Source organism: Kiloniella sp. EL199, from assembly GCF_900313065.1.
Lineage (GTDB): Bacteria > Pseudomonadota > Alphaproteobacteria > Kiloniellales > Kiloniellaceae > Kiloniella.
This window is the reverse complement of record NZ_OMPU01000006.1, coordinates 632,764-658,490: the sequence shown is the minus strand read 5'-3', so window position 1 is coordinate 658,490 and position 25,727 is coordinate 632,764. Positions and strand designations below refer to the sequence as shown.

Annotated in this window: 22 protein-coding genes; 12 read left to right on the top strand and 10 right to left on the bottom strand. The window is 44.6% G+C overall.

Going from position 1 to position 25,727, the window contains the following annotated elements:
• Positions 1–22 precede the first annotated feature (22 nt).
• Together rnd and D9A03_RS06415 are read left to right on the top strand one after the other, a co-directional pair.
• The gene (gene rnd / locus D9A03_RS06420) at positions 23–1,174 is read left to right on the top strand and encodes a ribonuclease D (protein WP_120496407.1); all 1,152 of its coding nucleotides are present in this window, start codon (positions 23–25) and stop codon (positions 1,172–1,174) included.
• Positions 1,152–2,294 carry a M23 family metallopeptidase gene (locus D9A03_RS06415; protein ID WP_162937997.1) on the top strand — a complete coding sequence of 381 codons (1,143 nt, stop codon included), beginning with the start codon at positions 1,152–1,154 and terminating at the stop codon, positions 2,292–2,294. The genes rnd and D9A03_RS06415 overlap by 23 nt, the downstream gene beginning before the upstream one ends.
• A 52-nt stretch (positions 2,295–2,346) precedes the next feature.
• Here D9A03_RS06415 and D9A03_RS06410 read toward each other — a convergent pair whose 3' ends face one another.
• Positions 2,347–4,524, bottom strand: a complete 2,178-nt coding sequence (locus D9A03_RS06410; protein ID WP_120496354.1) for an RNA degradosome polyphosphate kinase — start codon at positions 4,522–4,524, stop codon at positions 2,347–2,349.
• Positions 4,525–4,658: 134 nt separating this feature from the next.
• On the opposite strand from D9A03_RS06410, the gene D9A03_RS06405 reads away from it, so the two are divergent.
• A complete protein-coding gene (locus D9A03_RS06405; protein WP_120496353.1) occupies positions 4,659–5,195 on the top strand; it encodes a histidine phosphatase family protein in 537 nt (178 codons plus the stop codon).
• 256 nt (positions 5,196–5,451) lie between these two features.
• Positions 5,452–6,123 carry a hypothetical protein gene (locus D9A03_RS06400; RefSeq protein ID WP_120496352.1) on the top strand — a complete coding sequence of 224 codons (672 nt, stop codon included), beginning with the start codon at positions 5,452–5,454 and terminating at the stop codon, positions 6,121–6,123.
• A gap of 34 nt (positions 6,124–6,157) precedes the next feature.
• On the opposite strand, the gene D9A03_RS06395 is transcribed toward D9A03_RS06400, so the two are convergent.
• The 3 genes from D9A03_RS06395 to D9A03_RS06385 form a co-directional block, all read right to left on the bottom strand.
• Entirely contained in the window at positions 6,158–6,841 is a 684-nt protein-coding gene (locus D9A03_RS06395) for a DnaA ATPase domain-containing protein (RefSeq protein ID WP_120496351.1), read from the bottom strand.
• Positions 6,842–6,869: 28 nt separating this feature from the next.
• Positions 6,870–7,976 (bottom strand): AI-2E family transporter, encoded by a 1,107-nt coding sequence (locus D9A03_RS06390; RefSeq protein ID WP_120496350.1) that lies wholly within the window; start codon positions 7,974–7,976, stop codon positions 6,870–6,872.
• A gap of 96 nt (positions 7,977–8,072) precedes the next feature.
• Positions 8,073–9,302, bottom strand: coding sequence for a DUF2066 domain-containing protein (locus tag D9A03_RS06385; protein WP_120496349.1), 1,230 nt, complete (start codon positions 9,300–9,302; stop codon positions 8,073–8,075).
• A gap of 262 nt (positions 9,303–9,564) precedes the next feature.
• Between D9A03_RS06385 and purM the strand changes: the two genes are divergently transcribed.
• Together purM and purN are read left to right on the top strand one after the other, a co-directional pair.
• Positions 9,565–10,635, top strand: a complete 1,071-nt coding sequence (purM, locus tag D9A03_RS06380) for a phosphoribosylformylglycinamidine cyclo-ligase (RefSeq protein ID WP_120496348.1) — start codon at positions 9,565–9,567, stop codon at positions 10,633–10,635.
• Entirely contained in the window at positions 10,623–11,270 is a 648-nt protein-coding gene (purN, locus tag D9A03_RS06375) for a phosphoribosylglycinamide formyltransferase (protein ID WP_120496347.1), read from the top strand. Before purM ends, purN begins: the two co-directional genes overlap by 13 nt.
• Before the next feature lie 116 nt (positions 11,271–11,386).
• On the opposite strand, the gene D9A03_RS06370 is transcribed toward purN, so the two are convergent.
• Positions 11,387–12,430 (bottom strand): zinc-dependent alcohol dehydrogenase family protein, encoded by a 1,044-nt coding sequence (locus tag D9A03_RS06370; protein ID WP_120496346.1) that lies wholly within the window; start codon positions 12,428–12,430, stop codon positions 11,387–11,389.
• Between the two features lie 249 nt (positions 12,431–12,679).
• Between D9A03_RS06370 and D9A03_RS06365 the strand changes: the two genes are divergently transcribed.
• On the top strand, positions 12,680–12,802 hold the full coding sequence (locus tag D9A03_RS06365; RefSeq protein WP_120496345.1) for an aa3-type cytochrome c oxidase subunit IV: 123 nt from the start codon (positions 12,680–12,682) through the stop codon (positions 12,800–12,802).
• A 54-nt stretch (positions 12,803–12,856) separates the two neighbouring features.
• Here the strand turns inward: D9A03_RS06365 and D9A03_RS06360 are convergent, their stop codons facing one another.
• The gene (locus tag D9A03_RS06360; protein ID WP_120496344.1) at positions 12,857–13,984 is read right to left on the bottom strand and encodes an aminotransferase class V-fold PLP-dependent enzyme; all 1,128 of its coding nucleotides are present in this window, start codon (positions 13,982–13,984) and stop codon (positions 12,857–12,859) included.
• 254 nt (positions 13,985–14,238) lie between these two features.
• Positions 14,239–14,661: a nucleoside-diphosphate kinase gene (gene ndk / locus D9A03_RS06355; RefSeq protein ID WP_085900674.1), complete on the bottom strand. Its 423-nt coding sequence runs from the start codon at positions 14,659–14,661 to the stop codon at positions 14,239–14,241.
• 254 nt (positions 14,662–14,915) lie between these two features.
• Here ndk and D9A03_RS06350 point away from each other — a divergent pair, with 254 nt between their 5' ends.
• On the top strand, positions 14,916–16,823 hold the full coding sequence (locus D9A03_RS06350) for an ABC-F family ATP-binding cassette domain-containing protein (RefSeq protein ID WP_120496343.1): 1,908 nt from the start codon (positions 14,916–14,918) through the stop codon (positions 16,821–16,823).
• Between the two features lie 20 nt (positions 16,824–16,843).
• Here the strand turns inward: D9A03_RS06350 and D9A03_RS06345 are convergent, their stop codons facing one another.
• On the bottom strand, positions 16,844–17,698 hold the full coding sequence (locus tag D9A03_RS06345; protein ID WP_162937996.1) for an ABC transporter substrate-binding protein: 855 nt from the start codon (positions 17,696–17,698) through the stop codon (positions 16,844–16,846).
• A 446-nt stretch (positions 17,699–18,144) separates the two neighbouring features.
• Here D9A03_RS06345 and D9A03_RS06340 point away from each other — a divergent pair, with 446 nt between their 5' ends.
• Positions 18,145–18,969: a universal stress protein gene (locus D9A03_RS06340; RefSeq protein WP_120496341.1), complete on the top strand. Its 825-nt coding sequence runs from the start codon at positions 18,145–18,147 to the stop codon at positions 18,967–18,969.
• Positions 18,970–19,026: 57 nt separating this feature from the next.
• Here the strand turns inward: D9A03_RS06340 and D9A03_RS06335 are convergent, their stop codons facing one another.
• On the bottom strand, positions 19,027–19,482 hold the full coding sequence (locus D9A03_RS06335) for a DNA polymerase III subunit chi (protein WP_120496340.1): 456 nt from the start codon (positions 19,480–19,482) through the stop codon (positions 19,027–19,029).
• A 51-nt stretch (positions 19,483–19,533) separates the two neighbouring features.
• Positions 19,534–21,033 carry a leucyl aminopeptidase gene (locus D9A03_RS06330; protein WP_120496339.1) on the bottom strand — a complete coding sequence of 500 codons (1,500 nt, stop codon included), beginning with the start codon at positions 21,031–21,033 and terminating at the stop codon, positions 19,534–19,536.
• Positions 21,034–21,240: 207 nt separating this feature from the next.
• On the opposite strand from D9A03_RS06330, the gene D9A03_RS06325 reads away from it, so the two are divergent.
• From D9A03_RS06325 to D9A03_RS06315, 3 genes are read left to right on the top strand one after another with little or no spacing between them, the layout of a single operon-like run.
• On the top strand, positions 21,241–22,386 hold the full coding sequence (locus tag D9A03_RS06325; protein ID WP_120496338.1) for an LptF/LptG family permease: 1,146 nt from the start codon (positions 21,241–21,243) through the stop codon (positions 22,384–22,386).
• Between the two features lie 2 nt (positions 22,387–22,388).
• The gene (gene lptG / locus D9A03_RS06320) at positions 22,389–23,513 is read left to right on the top strand and encodes an LPS export ABC transporter permease LptG (protein ID WP_120496337.1); all 1,125 of its coding nucleotides are present in this window, start codon (positions 22,389–22,391) and stop codon (positions 23,511–23,513) included.
• A gap of 3 nt (positions 23,514–23,516) precedes the next feature.
• Entirely contained in the window at positions 23,517–25,709 is a 2,193-nt protein-coding gene (locus D9A03_RS06315; RefSeq protein WP_120496336.1) for an LPS-assembly protein LptD, read from the top strand.
• Positions 25,710–25,727: the final 18 nt, after the last annotated feature.

The window sequence follows — 25,727 nt, the reverse complement described above, 5'->3', positions numbered from 1 at the left end:
TCAGGCACGTATAGTTCGCGTCATGACATTGATTACATCCAATAAAGAACTATCAGATCTTTGCCTGGAATTGGCAAAATCTGATGTCGTAACCGTTGATACAGAGTTTCTAAGGGATCAGACCTATTGGCCCAAACTCTGTCTTGTGCAGCTCGCGGACGCCAACAACTTTGCAGCAGTTGATGTGTTGGCGCCTGATATTGATCTGACGCCCCTGTTTGATTTAATGAGAAACCCCGCGGTTCTGAAAGTTTTTCATTCCGCCCGTCAGGATTTGGAAATTTTTTGTCTTCTCATGGATGAAGTCCCCGCCCCGCTGTTTGATACACAGTTGGCCGCCATGGTCTGTGGTTTTGGCGATTCGATTGGATATGACAATCTTGCGCGTAAATTGCTGAACGTGGAAATTGACAAATCTGCACGCTTTGCAGACTGGTCCAAGCGCCCTCTGACACCTAAACAGATATCATATGCCATTTCAGATGTAACACACCTGCGTGATATCTATGCCAAGCTACGCGCGCAGATCGACAAAAGCGGACGCGAACACTGGCTTGCCGAAGAAATGGCCATTCTGGAAGATCCCGAAACGTACCGTCAGGATCCCGATACGGCTTGGCTCAGACTAAAAACCAGATCAAATGATCGTCGTTATCTTGCGATTCTGAAAGAGCTTGGCGCATGGCGAGAGCGCGAAGCCCAACGACGCAACACCCCTCGTAGCAGAGTGGTTAAAGACGAACAGCTATATGATATTGCATCTAATCGTCCAACGAATGCCAAGGAACTTTCAAAGACCCGCGGTGTTTCTGTTGATATGGCTGATGGGCGACTTGGCAAGGAAATCCTGACCTCGGTTAAGGTCGCAATGGACCTTCCTAAAGACGCTTGCCCTAAGCCTAAGGAACGTCACATTCCGAATAATGGACTTGCCGCGATCATTGATCTGTTGAGAGTTTTGCTCAAACAGTGCTGCGATGAATTTGATGTCGCCCAAAAGCTCATCGCCAACAGCAGTGATCTGGAAAAAATCGCAGCAGATGATAACGCCAATGTCCGCGCCCTATCTGGCTGGCGACGGGAAGTCTTTGGCGATAAAGCCCTTCGGCTCAAAAAAGGTCTTATTGCTCTTAGCATCAAGGATGGCAAGCTTGTCGTGGAGGATCTCGGCTAAACTGCAGAGAATCACTTTTCACCTCTGCAATGGGTTTGGTTTTGCTGGTATGCTCTATCGCGCTACCGCATGTGTTGGTTTTTTTTATGCCAGCATCCCTTTTCTTGCGCTTTCCCAATCATACGCTGCCCCATCAAAACCGCCAGCGCCTTTGCTTGCCTTTCCTGTTGCCTGTGACACCGACAGCGATTGTTTTATTCAGCATTATTTTGACTATGCCCCTGGTCCCGAGGCCCTTGACCATACCTGTGGTATCCTCACCTATAACGGACACAAAGGGATCGATATAAGAGTAAGCTCTCCGGAATGGAAAGAAAGTGGCTTTCCCGTTCTTGCCGCTGCAAAGGGTAAAATTGAAATTATAAAAGACGGGATTCCAGATCGTGCCCTCAACCAACAAGAAATAAAATCATCCCGAGGACTGGCCCCCAAGCCCAGCAATTCTGTTGTTATTAACCATGGGAATGGCTGGCGAACACATTACGGACATTTGCGCCAAGGAAGCGTCATCGTCAAACCCGGGCAGGAAGTTGCCCAAGGATCACTTCTAGGACTGGTCGGTCTGTCCGGATCAACCAGCTTCCCTCATTTGCACTTCCACCTTTCTTACAGGGGGCAAAACATTGATCCCTTTACAGGTATGACCGGTAGTGAAGGTTGTGATCAGGCCGCAACAGGACGCTCTTTTTGGTCAGCCGAGGCCAATGCCAAACTTGGTTACAAAGATGCTGGTGTTTTCCGCACAGGCTTTTCCGATCACTTCCCGGATTATGAAGAGCTGGATACACAGAAAGTTGAAATCAACACTTTCCCTGCGGAAAGCAAAGAATTCTATTTCTGGGTCAGCTTGTGGGGCATTCGCCAAGGCGACATGGAAGAGTTGAAAATTCTGTTACCTGACGGGGATATATATCAGCGGAGTGACGAGATAGAGAAGAGCTCCGTACAAGGGCTCAGAGGCTTTTTCTATAGTAGAAACCTCCCCCTGCCGGCAGGCACCTATCACGTAAATTACAAACTCCGTCGCCTAAAGAACAAACACAGCCCGGAAACGATAATCAATATTGATCGTTCAATGGAAATTGAACCGCCAAAAGAACTATTCACTTCCCCAAATTAAATGCGGTAATATCAGTTCAGAACCCGCAAAAGAGAGAAGACAGCTTAAATTTCTATAAAAGCCGCTTCAATCGCGGCGTTGATCTCTTATCCTTCAACGAGGTCCCTCGCCCTGACAGAGAAGGGTTGTTCATAAAGTAATTGTGGGCAGAGAAACTGTCCTCGCATCTTTCTTTACGAATATAGCTACCATCAAATTGCAGATCCCAAGATTGAGCCGTGTCATTCAATGTCGCAATCATAACTTGCTCCAATACTTGCTGATGAACAGTGGGGTTCTCAATAGGCACAAAGCTCTCGACACGTCTATCAAGATTTCTTGGCATCCAATCTGCCGATGAAATAAAGACTTTATTTTTCCTGGATGGAATTGTGTGGCCATCCCCAAAAATCACAATACGTCCATGTTCCAGATAGCGACCAACCATCGACTTCACACAGATATTTTCCGACAAGCCGGGAACCCCAGGGCGCAGACAACAAATACCTCGAATAACCAGTTCAATAGACACCCCGGCCTGCGAAGCCTTGTACAGTTGGTCAATAACCTGACGATCAACAAGCGCATTCATCTTGGCCCAGATCGTGGCTGGTTTACCTTCTTGGGCCAGTTCTGTTTCTCTTTGAATATGCTGCAACAACCGTTCCCGGAATGTTAGTGGTGCATAGTCAATTTTCTCCATCGGGAGCGGTTTGGCATAACCGGTAATGTAGTTAAATAGCTTTGCTGTATCCCGGCAAATGGCCTGATCAGAACTAAAAAACGACAGGTCCGTATATACCTTTGCTGTAATAGGATGATAGTTACCCGTCCCATAATGAACATATGATTTCAGCTTCTTGCCTTCGCGACGGACGACAAGCGACAATTTCGCATGGGTTTTAAGTTGGATAAATCCATAAATGACCTGAACACCCGCGCGTTCCATGTTTCTCGCCCAGCGGATGTTACGCTCTTCATCAAACCTTGCCTTTAGCTCCACCAAGGCTGTCACGGTCTTGCCGCGTTCAGCAGCTTCGATCAACGCTTTAACAATGGGAGAATCTTCACTGGTTCGATATAGGGTTTGTTTGATCGACACCACTGCCGGATCTTTTGCCGCCTGACGAACAAACTGAACAACAACATCAAAGCTTTCGTAGGGGTGATGCACCAGCAAATCTTTTTCCCGGATCGCGGCAAAACAATCACCACCGAATTCCCGAATACGTTCTGGAAATCTTGGCGTATAAGGTTGAAAAACCAAATCAGGACGGTCTTTCACAATCAATCGCTTTGTATCCACAAGCCCGAGAAGTCCTTCGAGAACAAACATTCTGTCTGGATCAACATCCAACTCCCTCGTTACAAAGGCACGCAGATTTTCCGACATATTGGCATCGATTGAAAGACGGATACAACTCCCTCTACGGCGGCGTTTAAGCGCACTTTCAAAGACACGGACAAGATCTTCCGCCTCTTCTTCAATCTCAATATCACTATCTCGAAGCAACCTGAAATGCCCGACACTGATCACATCAAAACCCGGGAACAGTTGCGACAAATGAAGGCGAATTACCTGCTCCAAACGAATAAAACGATGGTGCTCTCCAGGCATCCGGATAAACCGGTTCAGCTGATGAGGCATGGCAATCAGGCCATTGATGTACTTATCGTCCTGTGCGTCTTCCAATTCCAACACCATGCAAAACCCATGGTTTGGAACAAAGGGGAAAGGATGGGCAGGATCAATGGCAATTGGTGTCAGGATCGGAAAAACCTGATCCTGAAAATACTCTTCCAGCCAGATTTTATCCTGATCTGTCAGTTCATCCACACTGAGAAGATCAAAATCAGCCTGTCGCAACTCTTGCCTTATAGATGACCAGATTAACTGCTGACGATGCATCAGCTTTGCAGCTTGCGCATCAATGGCCTTTAACTGACGATCCGGGCTTAAGCCATCCTGACTGCGTGAGGTCACGCCGGCATTGACCTGTCCCATCAGACCAGCGACACGCACCATATAAAACTCATCCAGGTTGCCAGACGAAATAGACAAAAACCGTAAACGTTCTAGCAATGGGTGCGATGGATTATCTGCTTCTTCCAGAACGCGCTCATTAAACGCAATCCAGGACAACTCTCTGTTGATAAATCTGTTCGGAGAATCAGCCGCAATAGACAATACTTCACTCTCTTGCTGAGAGCTTTCTGCTCTTTTACCTTCTTGAGCTGCCTTAGCGGTCATAAATGTCTCCTGAGTTGTGGATGAAAAATTTTACGTAAATACAGTAAAATAATTGTAAAAAGTATATCTGGCTATTTATGTAGTATAGTCAATAGTCCATAGAAAACTAGCTCGTAATATACTTGAGTTGTCATATGAAAAAAATTTACCTCGCCCGTCACGCAACAACCCATCACGCACAGAAAGAACAACAGGATAGGGATCGACCCCTGACAACAAAAGGTCGGGAAGAAGCTTACTGGCTGGGACAGAAGATTAAAGATGTTCCACCGTCCATAATTATAAGCTCATCGGCTATACGTGCGATAGAAACTTCCGAGATTATTCTTGAAATACTTGACTCAGACATACTTGACCCCAGCATACTTGATCGAGGCATCGAATTAGTACGCATCCCCGAGCTTTATCTGGCGCCCTCTCAAATCATACTCAGGAACTTGGCCAAACTATCCAACAAACATGAGACCGCTCTACTTGTCGGACATAATCCGGGACTTAGCCAGTTCTTGTTCGATATAAGCGGCCCAAGTTCTGATCGTACAGCACTTCAAAGAGTTTATGGCGGATTACCCCCTGCCGGTTTCGGTATCCTCAAAAGCAATCTTGAGAATTGGACAGATCTAACAAAAATAAATACAGGACTAGAAAAAATTTACTATCCTGGCGAATAAATACCTTCAACTATTTATAACGCGATCTCTTTTAATACACCTTCGCTAAATAACGAAAACTTTACTTTGAGAAAAGAATACAAGACGCTAACAAGAAAACCCTCCTTTTGATTAGATAGAAGATTTATCTTCAAATGTGCCCCCATTGTACCTCAGAGAATTGCCATGATGAACAGGCTTGAGAATTACCACGCACTTATTTGGTTTGAAAAACTTATCTGCATCTTTCTTTTATTTCTACGGAGCCAATAGAGATATGGGAAAAGAGTTATCTGTTTTTGAAGCTGTCAATGAAATTGAAGGGGTTTACATCGCAACAAAAGGAGCCTTGCGTTGCTCTGCGATCCAACTGCCCTCCAATAAACTGTGCCTTTATAGCCCTGTACAAGGTCTAGGAATTGCAGTGAAAGAGAGTCTTAAATCACTAGGAGAAGTGACTCATCTATTGGCACCAAATCATTATCACAATAAAGGGCTTGAGGAATATTCCAAAGCTTTCCCAGAAGCAAAGCTTTGTTGTACACAAAACGCAAAGCCGAGACTTGAAAAACTAACCTCTCTGTCATTCAGTTCGTTAGAAGAGTTAGAGCTCTCCCTACCCGACCCAGCATCTTTTGTTGAACCTCCCGGTTTAAAAACAGGTGAGGTATGGATAAAAACATCTCACAAAAATCAAGTTTCCTGGATTGTAACAGATGCCTTTTGCGGTCCGAAAGTTACGAAAGAGCAATACGCAGAACAGCCTGAATTACTTGGTACATTTCCGAGCTATGGCATCGCAGATCGGCAAGTTTATTTTGATTGGCTAACTCAGCAAATTAGGATAGCATCACCTGATATGATCATCCCATGCCATGTATCCATATTATCCGGTGCAAATTTGGGAACGGATGCCTTGAAATTGATCGAAGCACTCTTAGTAAAATAATACTCATCGACCTCAGCCATATTCTACTATGAACTCAGCTTTTAGGACCTAGAACCGATTTTATAAAAGGTATCGTAATTTCGCGTTGCGATGCCAGAGACTCCTGATCTAGAACCGAGACGATATCGCGTGCAGCCTGGAATGATCTGTCCAACCTCAAGACCAGAAACCTCAAAACTTCTTTCGAGATTGTCAGTTGGCGATCATAGAAAAGCTTTACCAACAGTGCTTCAAACAGGAATTCATCGGGAGCCCCCATCTCGAACGATGGGATCGCAGACAACCGTGAAGATAAATCAGGCAGCGAAACATCCCATCTTGCTGGCGCTTCCCGCCCGGTAAAAAGCAGATAACCAGACTCTTCCCGGGCATAGTTATAAAGGTGAAAAAGTTTGCGCTGTAGTTCTGTATCCCGTGTTAGCTCATCTTGAATATCATCAAGAATACATCCACCCTGCTTTTTCAAAAGCTGAGTAGGCTCCAGTTTCAACAGGTCTCTAGCCGAGACAAAAACAGCTGCACTTTCTGTGCGCCAGACATGCGCAAGGTGCGTTTTTCCACAACCGGATGGCCCATAAAAAGCCAGCGCATGCCCGGGCCAATCCGGCCATTGATCCACCCATGCAACCGCAACCTCATTGCAGGGTGCAATAAGGAAATCTTCGCGTCCAAGTGCAGGACGATGTCCAAGATCTAGCGGTAGCTGTGAACTATCCATTTAAGATGTAAGCCGTTTATTTACTTCGTTATTCAGGTAAATTCTCTTGAGAATCTTCCCCAGAAAGATCCTCAGGATGATTGATACCATAATAATAACGACTGTCCATATATTCACTCAACGCAAAACGAACCCCCACACCAATCACAGCCGCAACAGGTAAGGCCAAAAGCATGCCGACAAAGCCAAACAAGGCACCACCAGCCAACAAACCAAAAATCACCCACACAGGATGCAGGCCGATTTTTTCACCAACCAGTTTTGGCGTTAAAATATTACCTTCGAGAATCTGCCCGGCAAAAAAGACCCCGGCGACAAGTGCAATCGGCCCCCAGCTATCAAATTGAAAAAAAGCCAACCCGACAGATAGAATCAGACCTATGATAGATCCGACAAAGGGAATAAAGGAAAGCAGACCAGCGACCATTCCGAGAACAAGACCAAAATTAAGACCTGAAAGGCTGAGCCCGACGGCATAAAATCCGCCTAAAACAAGGCAAACCGTTCCTTGTCCTCGAATAAAACCAGCCAAGGTTTCATCAACTTCTTTTGCCAGTCGACGTATTGTTTTCAACTGTGGTCTTGGAAGCCAACTATCCACTTTTGCAACAATTTTATCCCAATCCCTTAGCAAATAGAATGTCACCACAGGCGTGATAACCAGCAAGGAAACCAAATTGGCAAATGCCACACCGCCGTCAATCAGGCTACCAGCAAAACGAGAAAGCCATTTCGTCACAGATTTCAGGCTATCCCCAAAAGCTTCTTTAAGACTGGTAACACTTGCGGGATCGACACGATCCTCAATCATCAAAAGCAACTTACTCATCTGCCCCCGAACAGCTTCCACAAGCTTTGGCAGGCTTTCGATCAAATCGGCAATCTGCCCGATCAAAGCCGGAACAAGTAAGACAAGAGCAATAATAAGAATTAACAAGAATGCAATAGTGACAACCGTGGTCGCCAGCATGCGCGACAAGCCAATATCTTCCAGCTTGTCACATACAGGATCAAGAAAATAGGCAATTGCCATCCCAGCGACAAAAGGCAACAGGACAGATCTCAGCACAAAGACTGATAGCAAGAATACAACCAGTCCAATAAGCCAGAATCTAATTTGTCGTTCGGCTGTCATCTGATCCCCCTGATAATTCTATTGCCCTGGCAAAGAACTGTAATCTCTTAAAATACACTCATAGAAAAGTACTCTGCAAACAAAGCCTTTGAGATCTTATTCTACTGTCTCTGAACCAAGATTGATTTCCTGTTCGGGAACAACCACTTCATCAACAACAGTTTCTTCCGTTGCCAGAACCTGATTGTTCGTTTGTGCTGGCAGGTTCAATCCCTGCTGAGCCCGAGGTCTGTTTAAAATCTGTAATTCCCAAATGCTCCGCTCATTCAACACTAACGCCAAATCCTTTTGCGCCAGCGCCAATGACAACTGTCGTTCATCCCCGGCAAAATAAACATCTAAATTCACCTGTGTCCGGTTGATAGAACGTGTTTTAACCTTGTTGATCGCCGGAACACCCTGCAGCCGGTTATTCACAAGCACCCAGTCTTGTAATCCTGCGATTGGCACTTCAACCTGTATCCAGCGCTCGACACCAAACTGCAATAAATTTGCCTGTTTCCAATCGTGTTGGAGGGAATTATCAAGTGACCGAGCTGCTCGCCGCAACATTTTTTGCGTCGACTCACCTTCTGATTTGGTCACACTAAGCTGGTAACGCCGCCCTTCTCCAAAACGTCCAACCCGAACAGCAGACAGATTCGCAGCCGCACCATCATTCGTAATCTCAGCAATAGACAGGAAAACATCACTACTGCCGTATTTTGCAGCTAGCTTCCACAATCCTTTATTACCAGCCAAAGCCCCCTTGGCATCCACCAAAGAAAGATCATCCAGATCGCCCAATGGCATCGTCAACGGAACAAGACCATTACTGGCCCCAACACCACCCCATGCTGTTCGCCACTGATTGCGATCTTCCCATAACAGATTAGAGCCCGCGCTTTTTTCAATGGGAATAATCAAAACGGGCTTGCTCACAGTTTCCGCAATTGCCGCGCCGGAATTACGAAGAAGTGCCCGAGTCTGCGATTCTTTAAAGCGCACAGTCATATTTGCGATATAGCGAACAGAAGATGACCGTTCTGCAGATAACGATATATCCAGCACATAGTTCAGTGCATCTTTTGAATTCAATTTCGGCACTTTTGCATGATCATGTTCAGGCACAAGCTTACGCACCAGAGCACGAAAAGCCTTTTCATAACCTTGACTTAACGCAACTTTTTTCGCCTCAATCACAGAGCTTGCCGTCGCATCAACGGCGATACCATGAACGGTATAAACGTCGTTAGCCGCCAAAGTTGGTGAATGCCAGAGCCCTGTCGAGAGCGTAAAAAAGGTAGCTAGAAACGCTGTCTTATAGAAAAAGCGGCGAAACCGCATTGCAAACCATCCCGGATTAAGTATCTTCCCAAATTACAGAGCCCAATACCGAATGTATTAGGTAATATCTGAACCTGATAATAACCTCGAACTATGACTATTCTATGAGACAACAACCTCATTAGAATTAGCCTAAACGGCTCGGTGTCATTAACCGGCTAGAAATGATCCGGGATTATTATCAGGTTCAGACACTTGAGTACATTAATACTCGAAGTTACAGGAGGATACCATAAGTACCATCCCTAATAATCCTGATTCCTTGAGCTACAAGGATGCCGGAGTTGATATCGACGCAGGAAATGAGCTTGTTGAAGCCATCAAACCCCTTGCAAAATCAACAACTCGTTCTGGCTCCATGGCTGGTTTAGGTGGCTTTGGCGCTTTCTTCGATCCCAAAGCTGCAGGCTTTACTGATCCTCTTCTCATTGCCTGTAATGACGGTGTCGGTACAAAGTTAAAAGTCGCTATTGAGGCAAACAAACATGATACCGTGGGAATCGACTTGGTTGCCATGTGCGTAAATGATCTTGTTGTACAAGGCGGCGAGCCCCTGTTCTTCCTCGACTACTATGCAACCGGCAAACTGAGTGTCGAAGCAGGTCGCAATATCATTGCTGGAATTGCCGAAGGTTGTGTACTTTCCAACTGCGCATTAATCGGCGGCGAAACTGCTGAAATGCCGGGTATGTACAGCGACAACGATTACGACCTCGCCGGTTTCTCTGTCGGCGCTGTTGAACGTGGGCAAGCATTGACTAGTGACTTGGTGAAAGACGGCGATGTTGTACTTGGTCTTGCATCAAGTGGTCCACATTCTAACGGTTACTCTCTCATTCGTAAGATTGTTGAGATTTCCGGGCTGAAATACCGTGATCCTGCACCTTTCCAGGATAGCGTAACCCTTGGCGAAGCACTGCTTACCCCAACACGTATTTATGTAAAAAGCTGCTTGGAGGCTATTCGTGCCTTTGGCCCTCATGGTGAAGGCGTTAAAGCCTTTGCCCACATCACAGGTGGTGGATTTGTCGAAAATCTCCCCCGGGTTCTCCCAAAAGGTCTGGGCGTAACAATAGACGGAATTTCATGGCCTGTTCCACGTGTCTTTAGCTGGCTTGCAAAGGTCGGCGGCATTGATGAACATGAAATGATGCGCACATTCAACTGTGGTATTGGCATGGCCGTTGTGGTTGCAGCCGACAAGGTTGAAGCAGTAACCGGCATTCTACAGGCTCAAGGGGAAACAGTCGTATCTCTTGGCACAATAGAAACACGCAATGAAGGCGAAGAAGCCGTTCAGATTGAAAGGCTCGCAGAAACGTGGCCCGCTTAAAAGTTGGCGTTCTGATCTCTGGCAGGGGAAGTAATCTGCAGGCTCTTTTAGATGCCGCAGCAGACCCATCTTTCCCTGCTGAAATTGTATTGGTTGTCTCTAACGTACCAAATGTTGCAGGACTGGACCGCGCAAAAAAAGCTGGCGTCGCCACAGCAACCATAAATCATCGCGTCTATAAAAGCCGCCTTGATTTTGATAGTGCTGTTACGGAAACCTTGGAAAATTCAGGCGTTGAATTCGTCTGTTTAGCAGGCTTTATGCGTCTGGTCACAAAAGAGTTTGTTGAACATTGGCATAACCGGATGATCAACATCCACCCCGCTCTCTTACCCCTGTTTCCCGGACTTGATACGCATCAACGCGCTTTGGATGAAGGCTGCAAACTTCACGGCTGTACAGTTCATTTTGTTCGTCATGAAATGGATAGCGGCCCCATTGTTGGTCAGGCAGCTGTGCCCGTACTCCCCGACGACACGGAAAACAGTCTGGCCGCCCGCGTTCTTACCGCTGAACACAAACTTTATCCTGAATGTTTGAAGCTCATCGCTGAACAAAACATCACAATTTCAGGTAACAAGCTCGCTTTCAAAGAAGCACCAAAAACAACAAAAGACATAATCTGTAATCCTTAAGTCAGGCAGCTTCGCCATTACATAACAGATTGCTCCTCATTAAAGCCCCGCAACTTCAGCAAGTCTGCGAGGCTTTATTATTTTACCTCACATATTGTAGTTGTTTTTGGAAAACTTTAGAACCGATCAATCACAACAACGCCACTTGGCGACGTCGTTGTCATATTCATCAAGACATCAACCCCTTCTTTCAAGTCCACGGTACGATCAATGAGCTTTTCAGGGGCCAATTCACCCTTGATGATCATATCCAGCATCTGCCCATATTGGTGTCCTTGCATCCCATGACTTCCAAGCAAATCAAGCTCTCGACCAATGACCAAATTCATCGGAATATTCATATCCTTATGCTCACCCGCAGCCAAACCAATCTGGACATGCCGCCCACGCTTCGCGAGACAGGCTATGGAGTTATAAGCTGTTACAGGTGATCCCAGCGCATCAATTGAAACTTCTGCACCACCATTGGTAACAGACAAAATGGCTTCGACAACATTATCAACTTCTGTTGCGTTGATTACGCATTCTGCGCCTAATAATTTTGCCTGTTCCAAGGTCTGATCATTTACATCAATGGCAACAATCCTTGCCCCCAACGCACGAGCGATCATCAGGGAGTTCAATCCGACACCGCCACACCCGTGCACTACCACCCATTGTTCAGGTCCAACTTTTCCACGCCTCACCACACCGCGAAAGGCTGTCATGAAACGACAACCCAAGCTTGCCGCGACCACATAATCAAGTTGGTCAGGTAAAGCCACCAGATTAACATCTGCATATTCGACAGCCATATACTGCGCAAAGGCACCCCAGCCCGTAAATCCGGGCTGAAAGTCGTCATCGCATATATGCTCGTTGCCCTTTGCACAGGACGGGCAAGCCCCACAACCACAGCTAAAGGGAACAATAACCTCATCCCCCTTCTTCCACCTTGTAACCCTGTTACCTACCGCAACAATTGTTCCTGCACATTCATGCCCAGGCACATGAGGAAAGTTTGTGATTGCACCATCATGCCCCACCCAGCCGTGCCAGTCACTCTGGCAAACACCATTGGCTTTGACTTCAAGCACAACACCACCAATTGGCGGGACTGGATCAGCCAGGGTTCCGACTTTTATATCGCCATTGAATTCTTCATAATAAGCAGCACGCATGGATTTTCTTCTTATATCTTCTTACTGGCAGGAAAACAGGAATAATCAGAGGTATCTAAAAGTACCCTGAAACATTCAACTTGATAAATCAAAAGACATTTGTATCAGGATAAAGAAAGACAAAACATTACCAACTGTTCCTATGAAAACCAGTTCAGGCTTGAAAATGTGGCAACCTTTGATAAAGTCGTTCTGAATTTGGCCTCTGGTCAGATATAGGATATTTGTGGAACAGAGGATCACACGTCAATGACAAACGAAGAACTAACGGCTGAACGCCAACGCGGTTGGGAAAGCTTTACAAAGGTTTCCACATATTCTGTTATCGCAATTATGATCGTACTTGGTCTAATGGCAGTAACACTGGTTTAAGTTTACTTGAACTTACCAAGGAGGCTTTTCAGCCTCCTTTTTTATTGCCTGTTTTTACACACCAACAAAACGATCAAGCGCCCCAAAGAGCTGCTTGATATCATCTGCGTTATTGTAGAGATAAGGCGACACGCGAATACCGGCCCCTCTTTCACTGACAAAAACGCTTTCAGCTGCCAGCTTTTTCGCCAGATTATCAATTTTTTGATTTGGAAAACTGATACCAATAATATGACCTATTCTATTTTCGCCAACCGGAACTTTCCAGCCCCTCTTCACAGCCATCTCTGCGACAAGATCTGTCATAGGCCTTAGTGTTTTTTGAATCTCATCCGGCCCCCACTTGCTGACTTGCTTCGCTGCTTCCAAAGCCATTGAAAGAAGAATAAAATTATTGCGTCCCCCCATATCAAAACGCAACGCACCAACCTTCGGCAAATGCATTCCCGAAGAAGGATCAACATCATCACAATTGAATTTGCAATGTTCAATGGCCTCTCCCTCTTGCCACTTGGGCGCAGCGTAGAGGAAGGCAGATCCAACAGGACTCAGAAGCCATTTATAAGAAGAACAAATTAGAAAATCAGGTTGGATAGCCCTAATATCAATTGTCATAGCGCCCACCGCCTGGGTGGCATCAACAACCAGCGCCGCGCCTTTATCCCGACAGCGTTTCCCAACTGTCACCAGATCTATTTTGCTACCATCAGTCCAGTGGCACGGTGGCAAGGCAACAATTGCCGTTTTTTCTGATATTGCCTCAAGAACATGAGGTGTCCAATCATAATCAACAGGACGTTTAACAACATTCAATTCGCCACCACAAGCCAGCGCTTTTTGTTCCCATGCAATAACATTGGATAGGAATTGACCTTCGAGTAGAACAATATCCTGTCCTTTATCCAACGATAGATTTTTTGCCGCCGTGGCAACGCCATAGGCCGTAGAAGGTATCAGCGCGACATCGTTCGCTTGAACCGAGATCATCCGTGCCAAAATTTCCCGCAGCTCATTTGAACGAGCATCCCAGAAATCCGGATTAAGGGTCCAGGGATTTGCTTTGATCGCCAATCCAGCATCGCCAGCAATTCTGGTCGATTTCAACATGGGTGACTGCGCAGCGCAATTCAGAAAACAAATATCAGAAGGAATATCAAAAAGAGATTTCACATTATCAATCATGGGACCTTACCAAAGAGCTATATCGACTGCTGCCGTTTAAAAGTGCACGAAAAACATTAACCCAGACAGATCAGTTATGTCGCGAGATAAGAATGATCAAACTAACGTGAAGAGTACACTTAATTTTTGCCGACCGGAAAATTGAATGCGGACAAATTGAACGCATACAAAGTAAGGAGTGAAGAACCGGTATTTTTCCCACAAAAAAGGGAAGCCAAAGCTTCCCTTCAAATCTCATATAGCCGGAAAGGCTATTAGCCAACCAACTCAGCATCTGAGAAGAAATATTTGATTTCTTCAGCTGCTGTTTCTGGAGCATCAGAACCGTGTACAGAATTTTCGCCAATTGAAAGGGCGAACTCTTTACGGATTGTACCTGCGTCAGCTTCGGCTGGGTTTGTTGCACCCATAACTTCGCGGTTTTTAGCAATCGCGTTTTCGCCTTCAAGAACCTGAACAACAACTGGCTCGGAAATCATAAAATCAACGAGCTCCCCAAAAAAAGGACGCTCTTTGTGAACAGCATAGAAACCTTCAGCCTGCTCGCGGCTCATGTGAATACGCTTGGACGCAACGATGCGAAGACCAGCTTCTTCAAACTTGGCAATGATTTTACCAGTCAGATTACGCTTGGTGGCATCGGGCTTAATGATAGAGAAAGTACGCTCAAGAGCCATGTCAGGCACTCCTACTTTAGATAAAGAATGGAAATCGTTTGGCGGCCTTATACAGCCAGAAATGCTTTGGGGCAACTGTAATTACATGACATCTCTGTGTTAGCAGTTATGCAGGGAACACATTCCCTCATTCCGCCGGTTAAAAACAAATTTTACCGATAGAAAAGGAGGGACAAGATCAGTTCATTATTATTTTAGAAACATTCCTCAAGAAAACTCTTACCACAGCCTCGCTTCGGTGATATTAAGCGCACATGCTACATATTAATAATCTAACATATCGCATCGTAGGCCGCCCGATTTTCGAGGAAGCCTCTGCCACCGTACATAAAAACGACAAAGTTGGTTTTGTTGGCCGTAATGGCACGGGTAAAACAACCCTGCTGAAAATCATCTCTGGGGAAATTCCTTCAGAATCAGGCGATATCAACGTTCCCAATAAAACCAAAATGGGGAAAGTTGCGCAGGAAGCTCCGTCTGGGAATGTCAGTCTTATTGATACCGTTCTTCTATCTGATATTGAGCGGACAGAACTTCTAAAAGAAGCTGACACGGCAACAGATCCTATGCGTATCGCTGAAGTTCACGAGCGCCTTGTGGATATAAAAGCCGATACAGCGCCTAGTAGAGCAGCACGGATACTCGCGGGTTTGGGTTTTAACGAAGAAGCACAGCAACAACCCTGTTCCGCCCTTTCTGGCGGTTGGCAAATGCGTGTGGCCTTGGCTAGTTTGCTTTTTGCAGAACCAGACTTTCTGCTTTTGGATGAGCCAACCAACCACCTGGATCTGGAAGCAACCATCTGGCTGGAAAGCTATCTTAAAAATTACCCGGGGACACTGTTACTTATTTCTCATGACCGCGCTCTTTTAAACAATGTTGCGAACAAGATCATTCACCTCGAAAATCTTCAACTAAATTCCTACACAGGAAATTATGATCAATTTGAACAGGTTCGTCGGGAACGTCTGGAACATCAAGCAGCGCAACATGCTAAACAACAAGAACAGCGTAAACACATTCAGAGCTTCATCGATCGTTTTAAAGCCAAGGCCTCAAAAGCCAAACAAGCTCAATCCCGCGTCAAAATGCTGGAGCGTATGCAGCCTATTGCCGCTGTAGCAGAAGACAGCACTTTGGCCTTTGATTTCCCATCACCTGAAGAGCTTGCACCACCACTCATCAATCTTGATCGTGTAGATATTGGATATGAGCCAGGCAAACCTATCCTTAAAGGGTTAGATCTTCGTTTGGACATGGAAGATCGAATTGCATTACTTGGTGCAAACGGGAATGGTAAATCCACCTTGGTTAAACTTCTTGCCGGACGTCTGGAACCTCAAGAAGGCCAACTGTACAAGTCATCCAAACTCAAAGTCGGCTATTTTGCACAGGATCAGGCAGAAGAACTTGATCTGGATGCCACCCCTTACACATTGATGGCTCGCTTGATGAAACCGGGGACCCCGGAATCAAAAGTGAGAGCTCAACTTGGGCGGTTCGGTTTTGGCGTAAATCACGTATCAACAAAAGTTGGCAAGCTATCAGGTGGGGAAAAAGCACGATTGCTCTTTGCTCTATCGACCAGAGACGCTCCTCACATCCTGCTTATGGATGAGCCAACCAACCACTTGGACGTTGATTCCAGAGAAGCCCTTGTTCAGGCAATGAATGCCTTTGAAGGTGCCATCGTATTGGTCTCACACGATCCTCATTTAATCGAACTTACCGCTGATCGTTTCTGGCTCGTTGCAGATGGTGATGTGCGGGCATACGACGGAGATCTGGAAGATTATAAGCGCCTCCTGATGGAACAGCGCCGTAAAGAACGCCAGAATTCTCGAAAATCCAGCGAGGCTAATCAAGATAATGATGCGCCCCGCGCCAAGAACATGAGCAAAAAAGACAAACGTCGGGCAGCAGCGGAAGCCAGAGCTGCCGGAGGTGACCTAAAAAAAGCCGTTCGCCTTGCTGAACAAAAGATGGAAAAATTTCAAGCAAAGAAAGACAAGCTTGAAAAAGAACTGGCCGATCCTTCACTCTATGAAGGAGACAACTCCAGACAGTTAGAACTGACAAAGGAACTGGCCAAGATAGAGAAAGAGCTTACAAAAGCAGAAACGCAATGGTTGGAAGCTCAGGAAAAACTTGAAGCTTCATAAAATGCATGAAATTAGCTTGATTAATTCGTGCTTGGTTGAAATTGATACTCTTCAAGATAACGGGGCATGAATTGTTCTGATAACTCTTCTCTGTTTTCAGCAATGGCTTGCCATATTTTGTCTCGCAAATCCGGGTTCGATTTTGAAAATTCATGGCTGAATATTAAAAAATAGTCTTTTGTCGCAATCGGTGGAGACACCTTCACAATATCATCCAAGTTATTCTTACGAAGATATGCATCCGCCACTATTCCCTGATCAGCTACACCATCAATGCGTCCGCGTTTTAACTTGGTAAAATTATTCTTTGGTGACCTCGCTTCTTCGACTTTAATACCTTTTTTTCTTAAATCTGCGACGATGGAATAACCTGAATTAGCGCCGATTGCGCCCTCTAAATTAAGAAAGTTCTCACCATCCCACTCTAACTTTGAATCAGCCATCTTATATAAAACGTAGGATAAAACTGCCAGTCGACGCTCACCATCAGGCTTGCCGTTTTTCATTGGGTAAACGCCAAACTCCTCTCGTTGAAGCTTGTAGGAAAAGATAAAAGCTGCATCCAGATTATTCTCTTTTAATTCCTTAAGAATACGTCGGCCAGGACGTCTGATATACTCGATATCAAAATCCAGATCGCTAGCGACTTTATTCAAAATATCAATAGAAACACCCGGGGGTGTTGCTGGCTTCCCCCCTTCACCCAAGAAATATGGATAGGATGAATTTTCATTATAGCCGATCCTCAGTTTCGCTTGATCCGCTTCAGCTGTAAAAGAGTGCACGCTATTTATAAGGCTACTTAATGCAAGTATCCATAAAAGCTTGGCTATATCTGGCCGGACAATTAACGTCCCTAAGTATGAAATTCCCAATACAAACTCCCGGAATGTTATTAATGGCCAAACAACTGACTTACCCTCCAGCAACAACCAGAGATAGTAAACTCATAAATATTTCGTAATCATTAAAACTTTAAAAATACAAATATTTTAATAACATAACACTAAAGAGCACCACTTGTTTCACCCAGAGTAAGCGGTTCCAAAGACAAGCAAAATAAGCCGTTTATTTTAAAATGCAGCGGCAGAAGTTGTATATCAAAGTCGTAGTTACTTTACACGAGCTTTTAAGGTTGAGGCTGAGAAAGTGCCCAATACATAAGAAAAACCCAGAGCACTCTAATCTATCAATCGCGAATTGATTAAGATCAATGCACGTATTTAGGCTAGTGACTTAAATATAATTAGTTATTGAAGGGAGTATTAGATTTACTCTTCAAGTTTCCTCCTACAGCCCACAAACGGATGGAGAACTAATCATGCTAAGAGATATCCAGGTAGAAATTGACAACACGGAAGCCGGACAAAAACGCTTGGAGGCTGCTTTACAACTATCCACTAAGTTTAAGGGCACGCACCTGATAGCTGTACACCCCTTAAGAACACCGGAAGCGATTTTGTACGGTGCCCCTCATGGTGTTACCGGGTATTTTCCCGAAGAAGTCATTGAGCAACAGCGTAAAAACATTAAAGACCAGGCCGTTGCTCTTAGAAAATCATTCGAAGAAAAAGCAAAAGAAACAGATATCAGTCATGAATGGCGTGAACATGAAGGTCAAGAAGTTGATATTATCTCTTTTTACGCTCGCTTCACGGATTTAACTATAGTTAGTCAAGTCAAAGGGAAGTTCGCGGATGAGCTAGAGACTTCCGGCTCATTGCTCATGGAAAGCAGTCTTCCAATTCTTGCTGTTCCAAGCAAGAAATTACCAAAAGATATTACGAAAAATATCCTCATTGCCTGGGATGGATCCGCAGAAGCCTCTCGTGCTGTTCGAGGGGGCTTACCTCTCTTAAAAGCTGCTAATAAAGTAATTTTACTTTCTGTGGGATTGCCCGAAGAAGGTAATATATCTCAAGACGATATTTCTGCACACTTGGGGCGTCATGATATTCAGATAGAAACTCGAATAGTTGAGAGTCCTTTCCCTGAAGACGTAATCCTTAAAACAGCAAAAGAAGAAGACGTCGGCTTAATTGTTGCTGGTGCTTGGGGACATAGCCGGATCAGGGAAATGATATTTGGCGGCGTGACAAAATCACTGTTTTCCAACCAAGAGTTTCCTGTTCTTTTGTCTCACTGATCTTAGCAATAGGTTTTGGGATCTTAGCAATAGGTTTTGGAGGAGAAAGACGGTCAATCAGGCTTTCTTCTCCCAAGACCCTCTGTCAGTTTGTTGCCAGTATGTTAGCTCATGATCAGCGGCTTTCAGCTCTTTCCAGAGCGCACGAGAATCCTGGACAACTGCTGGATTATTGCCATCAAATAAAATCGCACATAGCCCCGTTTTGTCACTTTCCAGAGATCCCGGATGTGCACCATGCACTATGAAAGCCACATCCCGTTTTGCAAGATCATTCTGATCAGTCGTTAACCAAACTGGATGATCATCAATTGAGCCATCTCTTTTTGTCCCATGGGGAAGAAATGAATCAGGACGATAGCTCCAAAGATTTTGATCCAGCTCACCCAATGCACGCTCATCAGATGATAGAATAACAGCTTGCTGACCTCGCTCTAATACCTTCTCGAGCATTTGAGGAAGTGCGTTTTCCAGTGCTGTTTTAGTCAAATGATAAAAACGGATGTCGGTCATAGAACTCGCCTAGAAAAAAGACAGGATACAGCGCACCCTGCCTTTCAATCTTTAATCTTCGTAGTTGTCAGCAACAAAGCGATCAAGCAGACGAACGCCAAAACCGGTAGCGCCCTTCGCAGCAATTGCTTTTTCCTTAGTTGCCCAGGCAACACCAGCAATATCTATATGAACCCAAGGGCGATCCTTATCAATAAAGCGTTGAAGGAATTGAGCCGCTGTGATTGACCCTGCAGCCCGACCACCGATGTTTTTCATGTCGGCTGCGTCACAGTCCAACAGTTTGTCGTAACAATCTGCCAAAGGCAGACGCCACACACGTTCGTCAACACTTAAGCCCGCATTTGAAAGCTGTTCACACAAAGTATCGTTGTTTGAAAAAATACCTGCGATGTCATTGCCCAACGCAATAATCATAGCGCCTGTTAGCGTCGCCAAATCAATCACAAGTCTCGGATTGTATTTCTCTTGCGTGTAAGAAAGAACATCAGCAAGAACCAAACGTCCTTCAGCGTCCGTATTTAGAACTTCAATGGTTTTTCCAGAATAAGACTTTACGATATCCCCCGGGCGTTGCGCGTTCGAAGATGGCATGTTTTCAACGAGACCACAGGCTCCTACGACGTTCACTTTTGCCTTGCGTCCTGCAAGTGCTTTCATCAAGCCAAAGACTGTCCCTGCACCACCCATATCGAACTTCATGTCTTCCATGCCAGCCGCCGGCTTTAGGGAAATACCACCAGTATCAAATGTCACCCCTTTACCAACAAAAGCCAACGGCTTTTCGGCAGATTTCTCCGAAGCACCATTCCATTCCATAATGACCACTTTGGATTCACGTTCTGATCCCATACCAACAGCATATAAAGCGTTCATACCCAGCTTGGTGATGTCACTTTCGTTGAGTACAGTTACTTTCACACCAAGAGCTTCAAGTTCTTTGGCCTGAGCCGCAAATGTTGCTGGGTACAACTCATTAGGTGGCTCTGAAACCAATTGTCTGGTGAAGAACACGCCTTCAGCAACTTTGGATAAATCTCTATACACACACTCCGCGGCTTCAGAATCTGATGAGAAGACAATAAATTCTTCGAGAGAGTTTTTGCTATCGTTCTTCCCTGTCGTTTTATAAGTATCAAAACGATAGCTTCGCAGTAAGGCACCATAAGCAATAAGAGCACCAGCTTTATCTTCTGCTGATCCCTGAATCATAGCATCATCGATACAGATACAAACTTCCTTCTCTCCCTTTGTGGAAAGATCTTTATACAGTTGCCCCCCGAGATTCTCGAAATCTGTTGCCTTGAGTTCATTTGGATTTCCCAGGCCAACCAGAATAACTCGACTGTTTTCAACACCACTAGGTACGAGAACTTCAAGCAGTTCACCCTTTTTACCCTTGAAGGTACTACTGCTGATTGCGCGGCTTAATGCTCCGCCTGTTTTGTCATCAAATTGCTGTGCTGTTGTGGAGAGTTGACCACCATCAGTTACTGTTGCAACGATCGCACCAGTACCTGGAATTTTGTCAGAGACAAAAGAAAACTTCATGCCGCCCTCTTCGGTAAAACGATTTATTAATTTGCTGCTATAGAACAAGGATTACTTTGTAAAATGCAACCGCAATCATAGAACTTTGCATTCCATGACTCAAATCTCATTATTCTTCTTAAGAAAATCCACGAATTAACTGGACGTGGCAAGGGTGTTCTGGCTATTTCTTTTCTATATATTTTTATAGGTTATTGTACGGACCCTATGCAGATTATTTCGCGCTATATGCTTGTGCAACTGGTTTTGTTTGCTGTTTCAGTCGCAGTATCTCTTGCTGTTGCAGTATGGCTAGCTCAATCATTACGATTCGTTGACATGATTGTTAACGACGGTCTTCCGGCGTCCACTTTCTTTTATTTTGTTATTTTGTTGATGCCCTACTTCCTTGTAATCGTCATACCTGTCGCGACATTTTGTTCCACTCTATTTATTTACAACAAATTGAATACAGACAGTGAGCTTGTGGTGTTAAAAGCAGCCGGGTTTTCTCAACTACAACTCGCGCGTCCAGGTATCATGCTCGGTACAGTATCCATGCTGGCCGTTTTTGCAATTAACCTTTATTTTCTTCCTGTTTCCTACCGTGAATTCAGAGAACTCCAACACTATTTCAGAGACAACTTGTCACCTGTTCTTTTAAAAGCCGGCAAATTCAACACGATCAACACTGAATATACGATCTATTTTAGGGAAAAGACTCCTGCCGGCGAACTAAAAGGACTCATCGTTCACGATAGCAGCCTTCCAGGGCAACAGATAACCTTTTTGGCTGACACAGGTGCCCTCTTAAAAGAAGAAAATGATTTCAGAGCCGTTCTGTGGAATGCGAGTAGACAAGAAGTAGACCCGGTAACCGGGCAACTATCAATTGCTTATTCAGACAAATATGTCCTTAGATTTGGGGATCTCGCACAAGAGGAAAGAGAACGATGGCTCAAGCCACGAGAACGCTTTCTAAATCAATTAATTTTCCCGGATATCACTGATCCCAGAGATGTTGACAACTACGATAAACTCGTTGCAGCAGGTCATTATAGAATAGCAAGCCCGCTTTTTACACTTGCCATGGCGTTCATAGCTCTGGCGTGTTTATTGTCAGGTGAATTCAGCCGTAGAGGCTATTTAGGACGTATCATGTTTGCAATTGGCATTATGGGTGTCATGATGCTTACAATGTTTCTCTGCAAAGATATTGCAGAGAAACATAAAAACCTAGTCCCCCTGATGTATGCGTGGCCAATTTTTGTTGTTATGGTGTCTCTTTATTTCATTAACAAAAAGCCTAAGAAATTATCTTCAAAAACATCCGATCATCCTAACGGTTCTCCCAAGGAAGAGGCTGCAGCCTGAAAATGACAATGATTGTGCATAAAAAAGCTGTCAAATCAGCAAATATTTCTTGGACGCTATTCGCATATTCTTCCAAAAACTATTTGTTAAGCTTTTTTAGCTTCTTTTTTGTCTTGATGGGCGTCGTTTTCCTCATATCGCTTATTGAAGTCTCTGATGATTTGGAAGGAACGGCAGTTCCATTTTTACAAGTAGTTAAAATTGTCTTGTATAAAATGCCACAACTGAGTGAAGAAATCATGCCTTTCATGATTTTGTTCGCTGCCACGGCAACCTTCTGGAAATTAACCAGAGCAAACGAGCTTGTTATTATTAGATCTGCTGGTGTTTCCATCTGGGGCATAATATTCCCCTTCGCTTTTTGTTCCTTAATGATTGGCGTTTTAGCTTTTTCCATTATTAACCCCGTTTCTTCGGCTTTGTTTGCTAAAAACAAAGAATTATCAAGACTTTACAAGAAAAAAGACCAGGCTATTTTTAAGGTTTCAGAAACAGGATTATGGCTACGTCAACCAGATAACAACGGCCTATCCGTCATTCATGCCGGATCGGTGAATAAAGACCTGTCTTTAAATCAGGTTATTATCTTCAACCTGACTGAAAGTGGGGAATTTCTTTCACGCTACGATGCAACACAAGCACGTTTAGAAAATGGAAACTGGGCGTTACTTCAAACCTGGCATTCCTATCCAGGAAAAAAACCCGACTATTTTGACGAAGTGTTAATTCCAACAGAATTAACAATGGAAAAAGTACAGGACAGTTTTGCCAGTGCTAAATCTATTTCGTTTTGGGAACTGCCCTATTTCATAAATCTACTTGAAAAGGCTGGTTTCTCTGCAGTAAAGCTCAAGTTGCAATTTCATCGCCTTCTTTCCAAACCCTTCCTATTTTTGGCGATGGTGTTACTCGCAGCAACCTTTTCCATGCAACAACATCGACGTGGTAAAGTAGGACTAATGATACTTTCTGGTGTTCTCACCGGATTTCTGCTTTATTTCTTATCGAATTTTGTTTTTGCCTTGGGCCAATCAACCAAAGTACCAGTTGCGCTAGCAGCCTGGTCACCAGCGGGGGTATCACTATTGTTAGGTATCACTATGCTTTTACACTTGGAAGACGGATAAACCATGTCTTTTAGGGGGGTAAAAACACTACTGAGAAGCTCTGTATCTATAGCAGTGTTAAGCTTTGCTATAGCGATGTCAGTCTCTGCAAAAACCAGTGCTCAATCAATAGAGGGAATTAACGAAGAGATACCCGCTCTCATCAGTGCTGATGAAGTAACTTATGACGAGAATCTTGGAATTGTTACTGCATCAGGAAATGTCGAGATATCACAGGGTGAACGAACTGTGCTCGCCAACAGTGTTTCCTACAATATGAATACAAATGTTGTGAGCGCAACAGGTAATATCAGCTTGCTGGAACCGAGTGGCGATATTGTTTTTGCAGAACACGTTGAACTTACTGATAACCTTAAAGAAGGTTTTATTCGGGACATTCGAATACTTCTGACTGATCGCAGCCGACTTGCAGCATCCACAGGCCAATTAACGAGTGGCAACATTTCTGTCTTTTCCAATGGTGTTTTCAGCCCTTGTGAACTTTGTAAAGATGATCCAAGCCGTGCACCGATCTGGCAGTTAAAAGCAAAGAAGATTGTTCACAACAAAGAATCACAAACCATCAAATACGACCATGCCTGGATGGAAATATTTGGCGTTCCTGTTATATACACCCCTTATCTTGCTCACCCGGACCCGACAGTAAAAAGACGCAGTGGCTTTCTGTTACCAAGCTACGGAACCTCTACTCAGTTAGGAATAACACTGCAAATCCCTTATTACTGGGCGATTGATGACTCGTCTGAACTTCTCTTCGCACCGATTGCAACAACTAAACAGGGCATTGTACTGGCAGGTGAATACGAGAAAAAGTTCAATAAAGGAGACCTTTCAATTGAAGCAAGTGCGACCATAGCAGACAGAGATGATGAAGACGATAAATTCAGAGGCCAAATCATAAGTGAAGGTCGTTTTGATCTTGATAAAACCTGGCGATGGGGTTTTAACGTTGAACGTGCTTCGGATGATACCTATGGCAGAGTTTACGGTTTCAATAACGATTCAGAACTAGAGACCAGTGCCTTTATCGAAGGCTTCAGAGGCCGTAACTTTGCAAGACTGGACAGCTATAAGTTTCAAAGTACACGGAATGGCGTTGATGATTCAGAAAACCCCTTTGTTTTTCCCCGAGGTCAATATCATTTTCAAAGCCAACCAGGCGTAACTGGAGCAACCTACCGTCTGGATGCCAATGCACAAGCTCTCGGACGCAGTGAAGGGCGTGATAGCCGGCGTGTGTCACTTATCAGTGGGTGGGATCTACCTTACACGGGATCCTGGGGAGATCAATATAAGTTGACAACTCAGTTACAAACTGACGGATACTGGGTCAACGGCGTTAACAAAAACAACGATGACATCAGAAAAAATGGCGACACTTTTACCGGTTTTACTGGCCGTGTATTCCCGCAAATGGCTCTGGAATGGCGCTTTCCTTTCGCCAGTCATAGAGGAAATTTCAGCCAAACCATAGAGCCTATCGTTCAAGGAGTACTCGCTCCAAATGGTTCTAATCCAAATGAAATTCCTAACGATGATAGTCGTGATTTTGAGTTTGACGATACTTCATTATTCTCCCTAAACCGATTTGCGGGAACAGATCGCGTAGATTCTGGAAGCAGAGTTAGCTATGGCCTAAAATGGACAGCATCCACCGTCTCGGGAAATCAAGCTGATTTCCTGATTGGACAGAGCTATCGTTTTAGTGGAAACAGTAATTTACACGAAAAAAATTCCGGTCTGAAAGACGCAGCATCGGATATTGTTGGACACATCGGCATATATACAATTGACAATTTTGATGCACTTTATCGTTTCAGGTTCGACCCGGATGATCTTGGAACAAATCGGAATGAGGTAGAACTCAATATTGGCCCAGCTGGACTTAATCTGGATCTGGACTACGTTTTCCTTAAGAATGATAATGTTGATGGCGTATCTTCAGATAGAGAAGAAGTTAAAATTGGAATTAATAGCGAACTGACTGAATATTGGAGCCTGAATTCCAGCTACACACGTGATATTGACGCAGATGAATCGCGTGAAGCCAGTCTTGGTCTAATCTATCATGATGAATGTATTATAATCGACAGCCAATACACACGAACATGGTTCCAAGACAGAGAACTAGAACCAGATAACAGATTCACACTACAACTAACATTTAAACACTTGGGTACAATTCAACCGCTATAAACGCTGTAGCGAATTAGG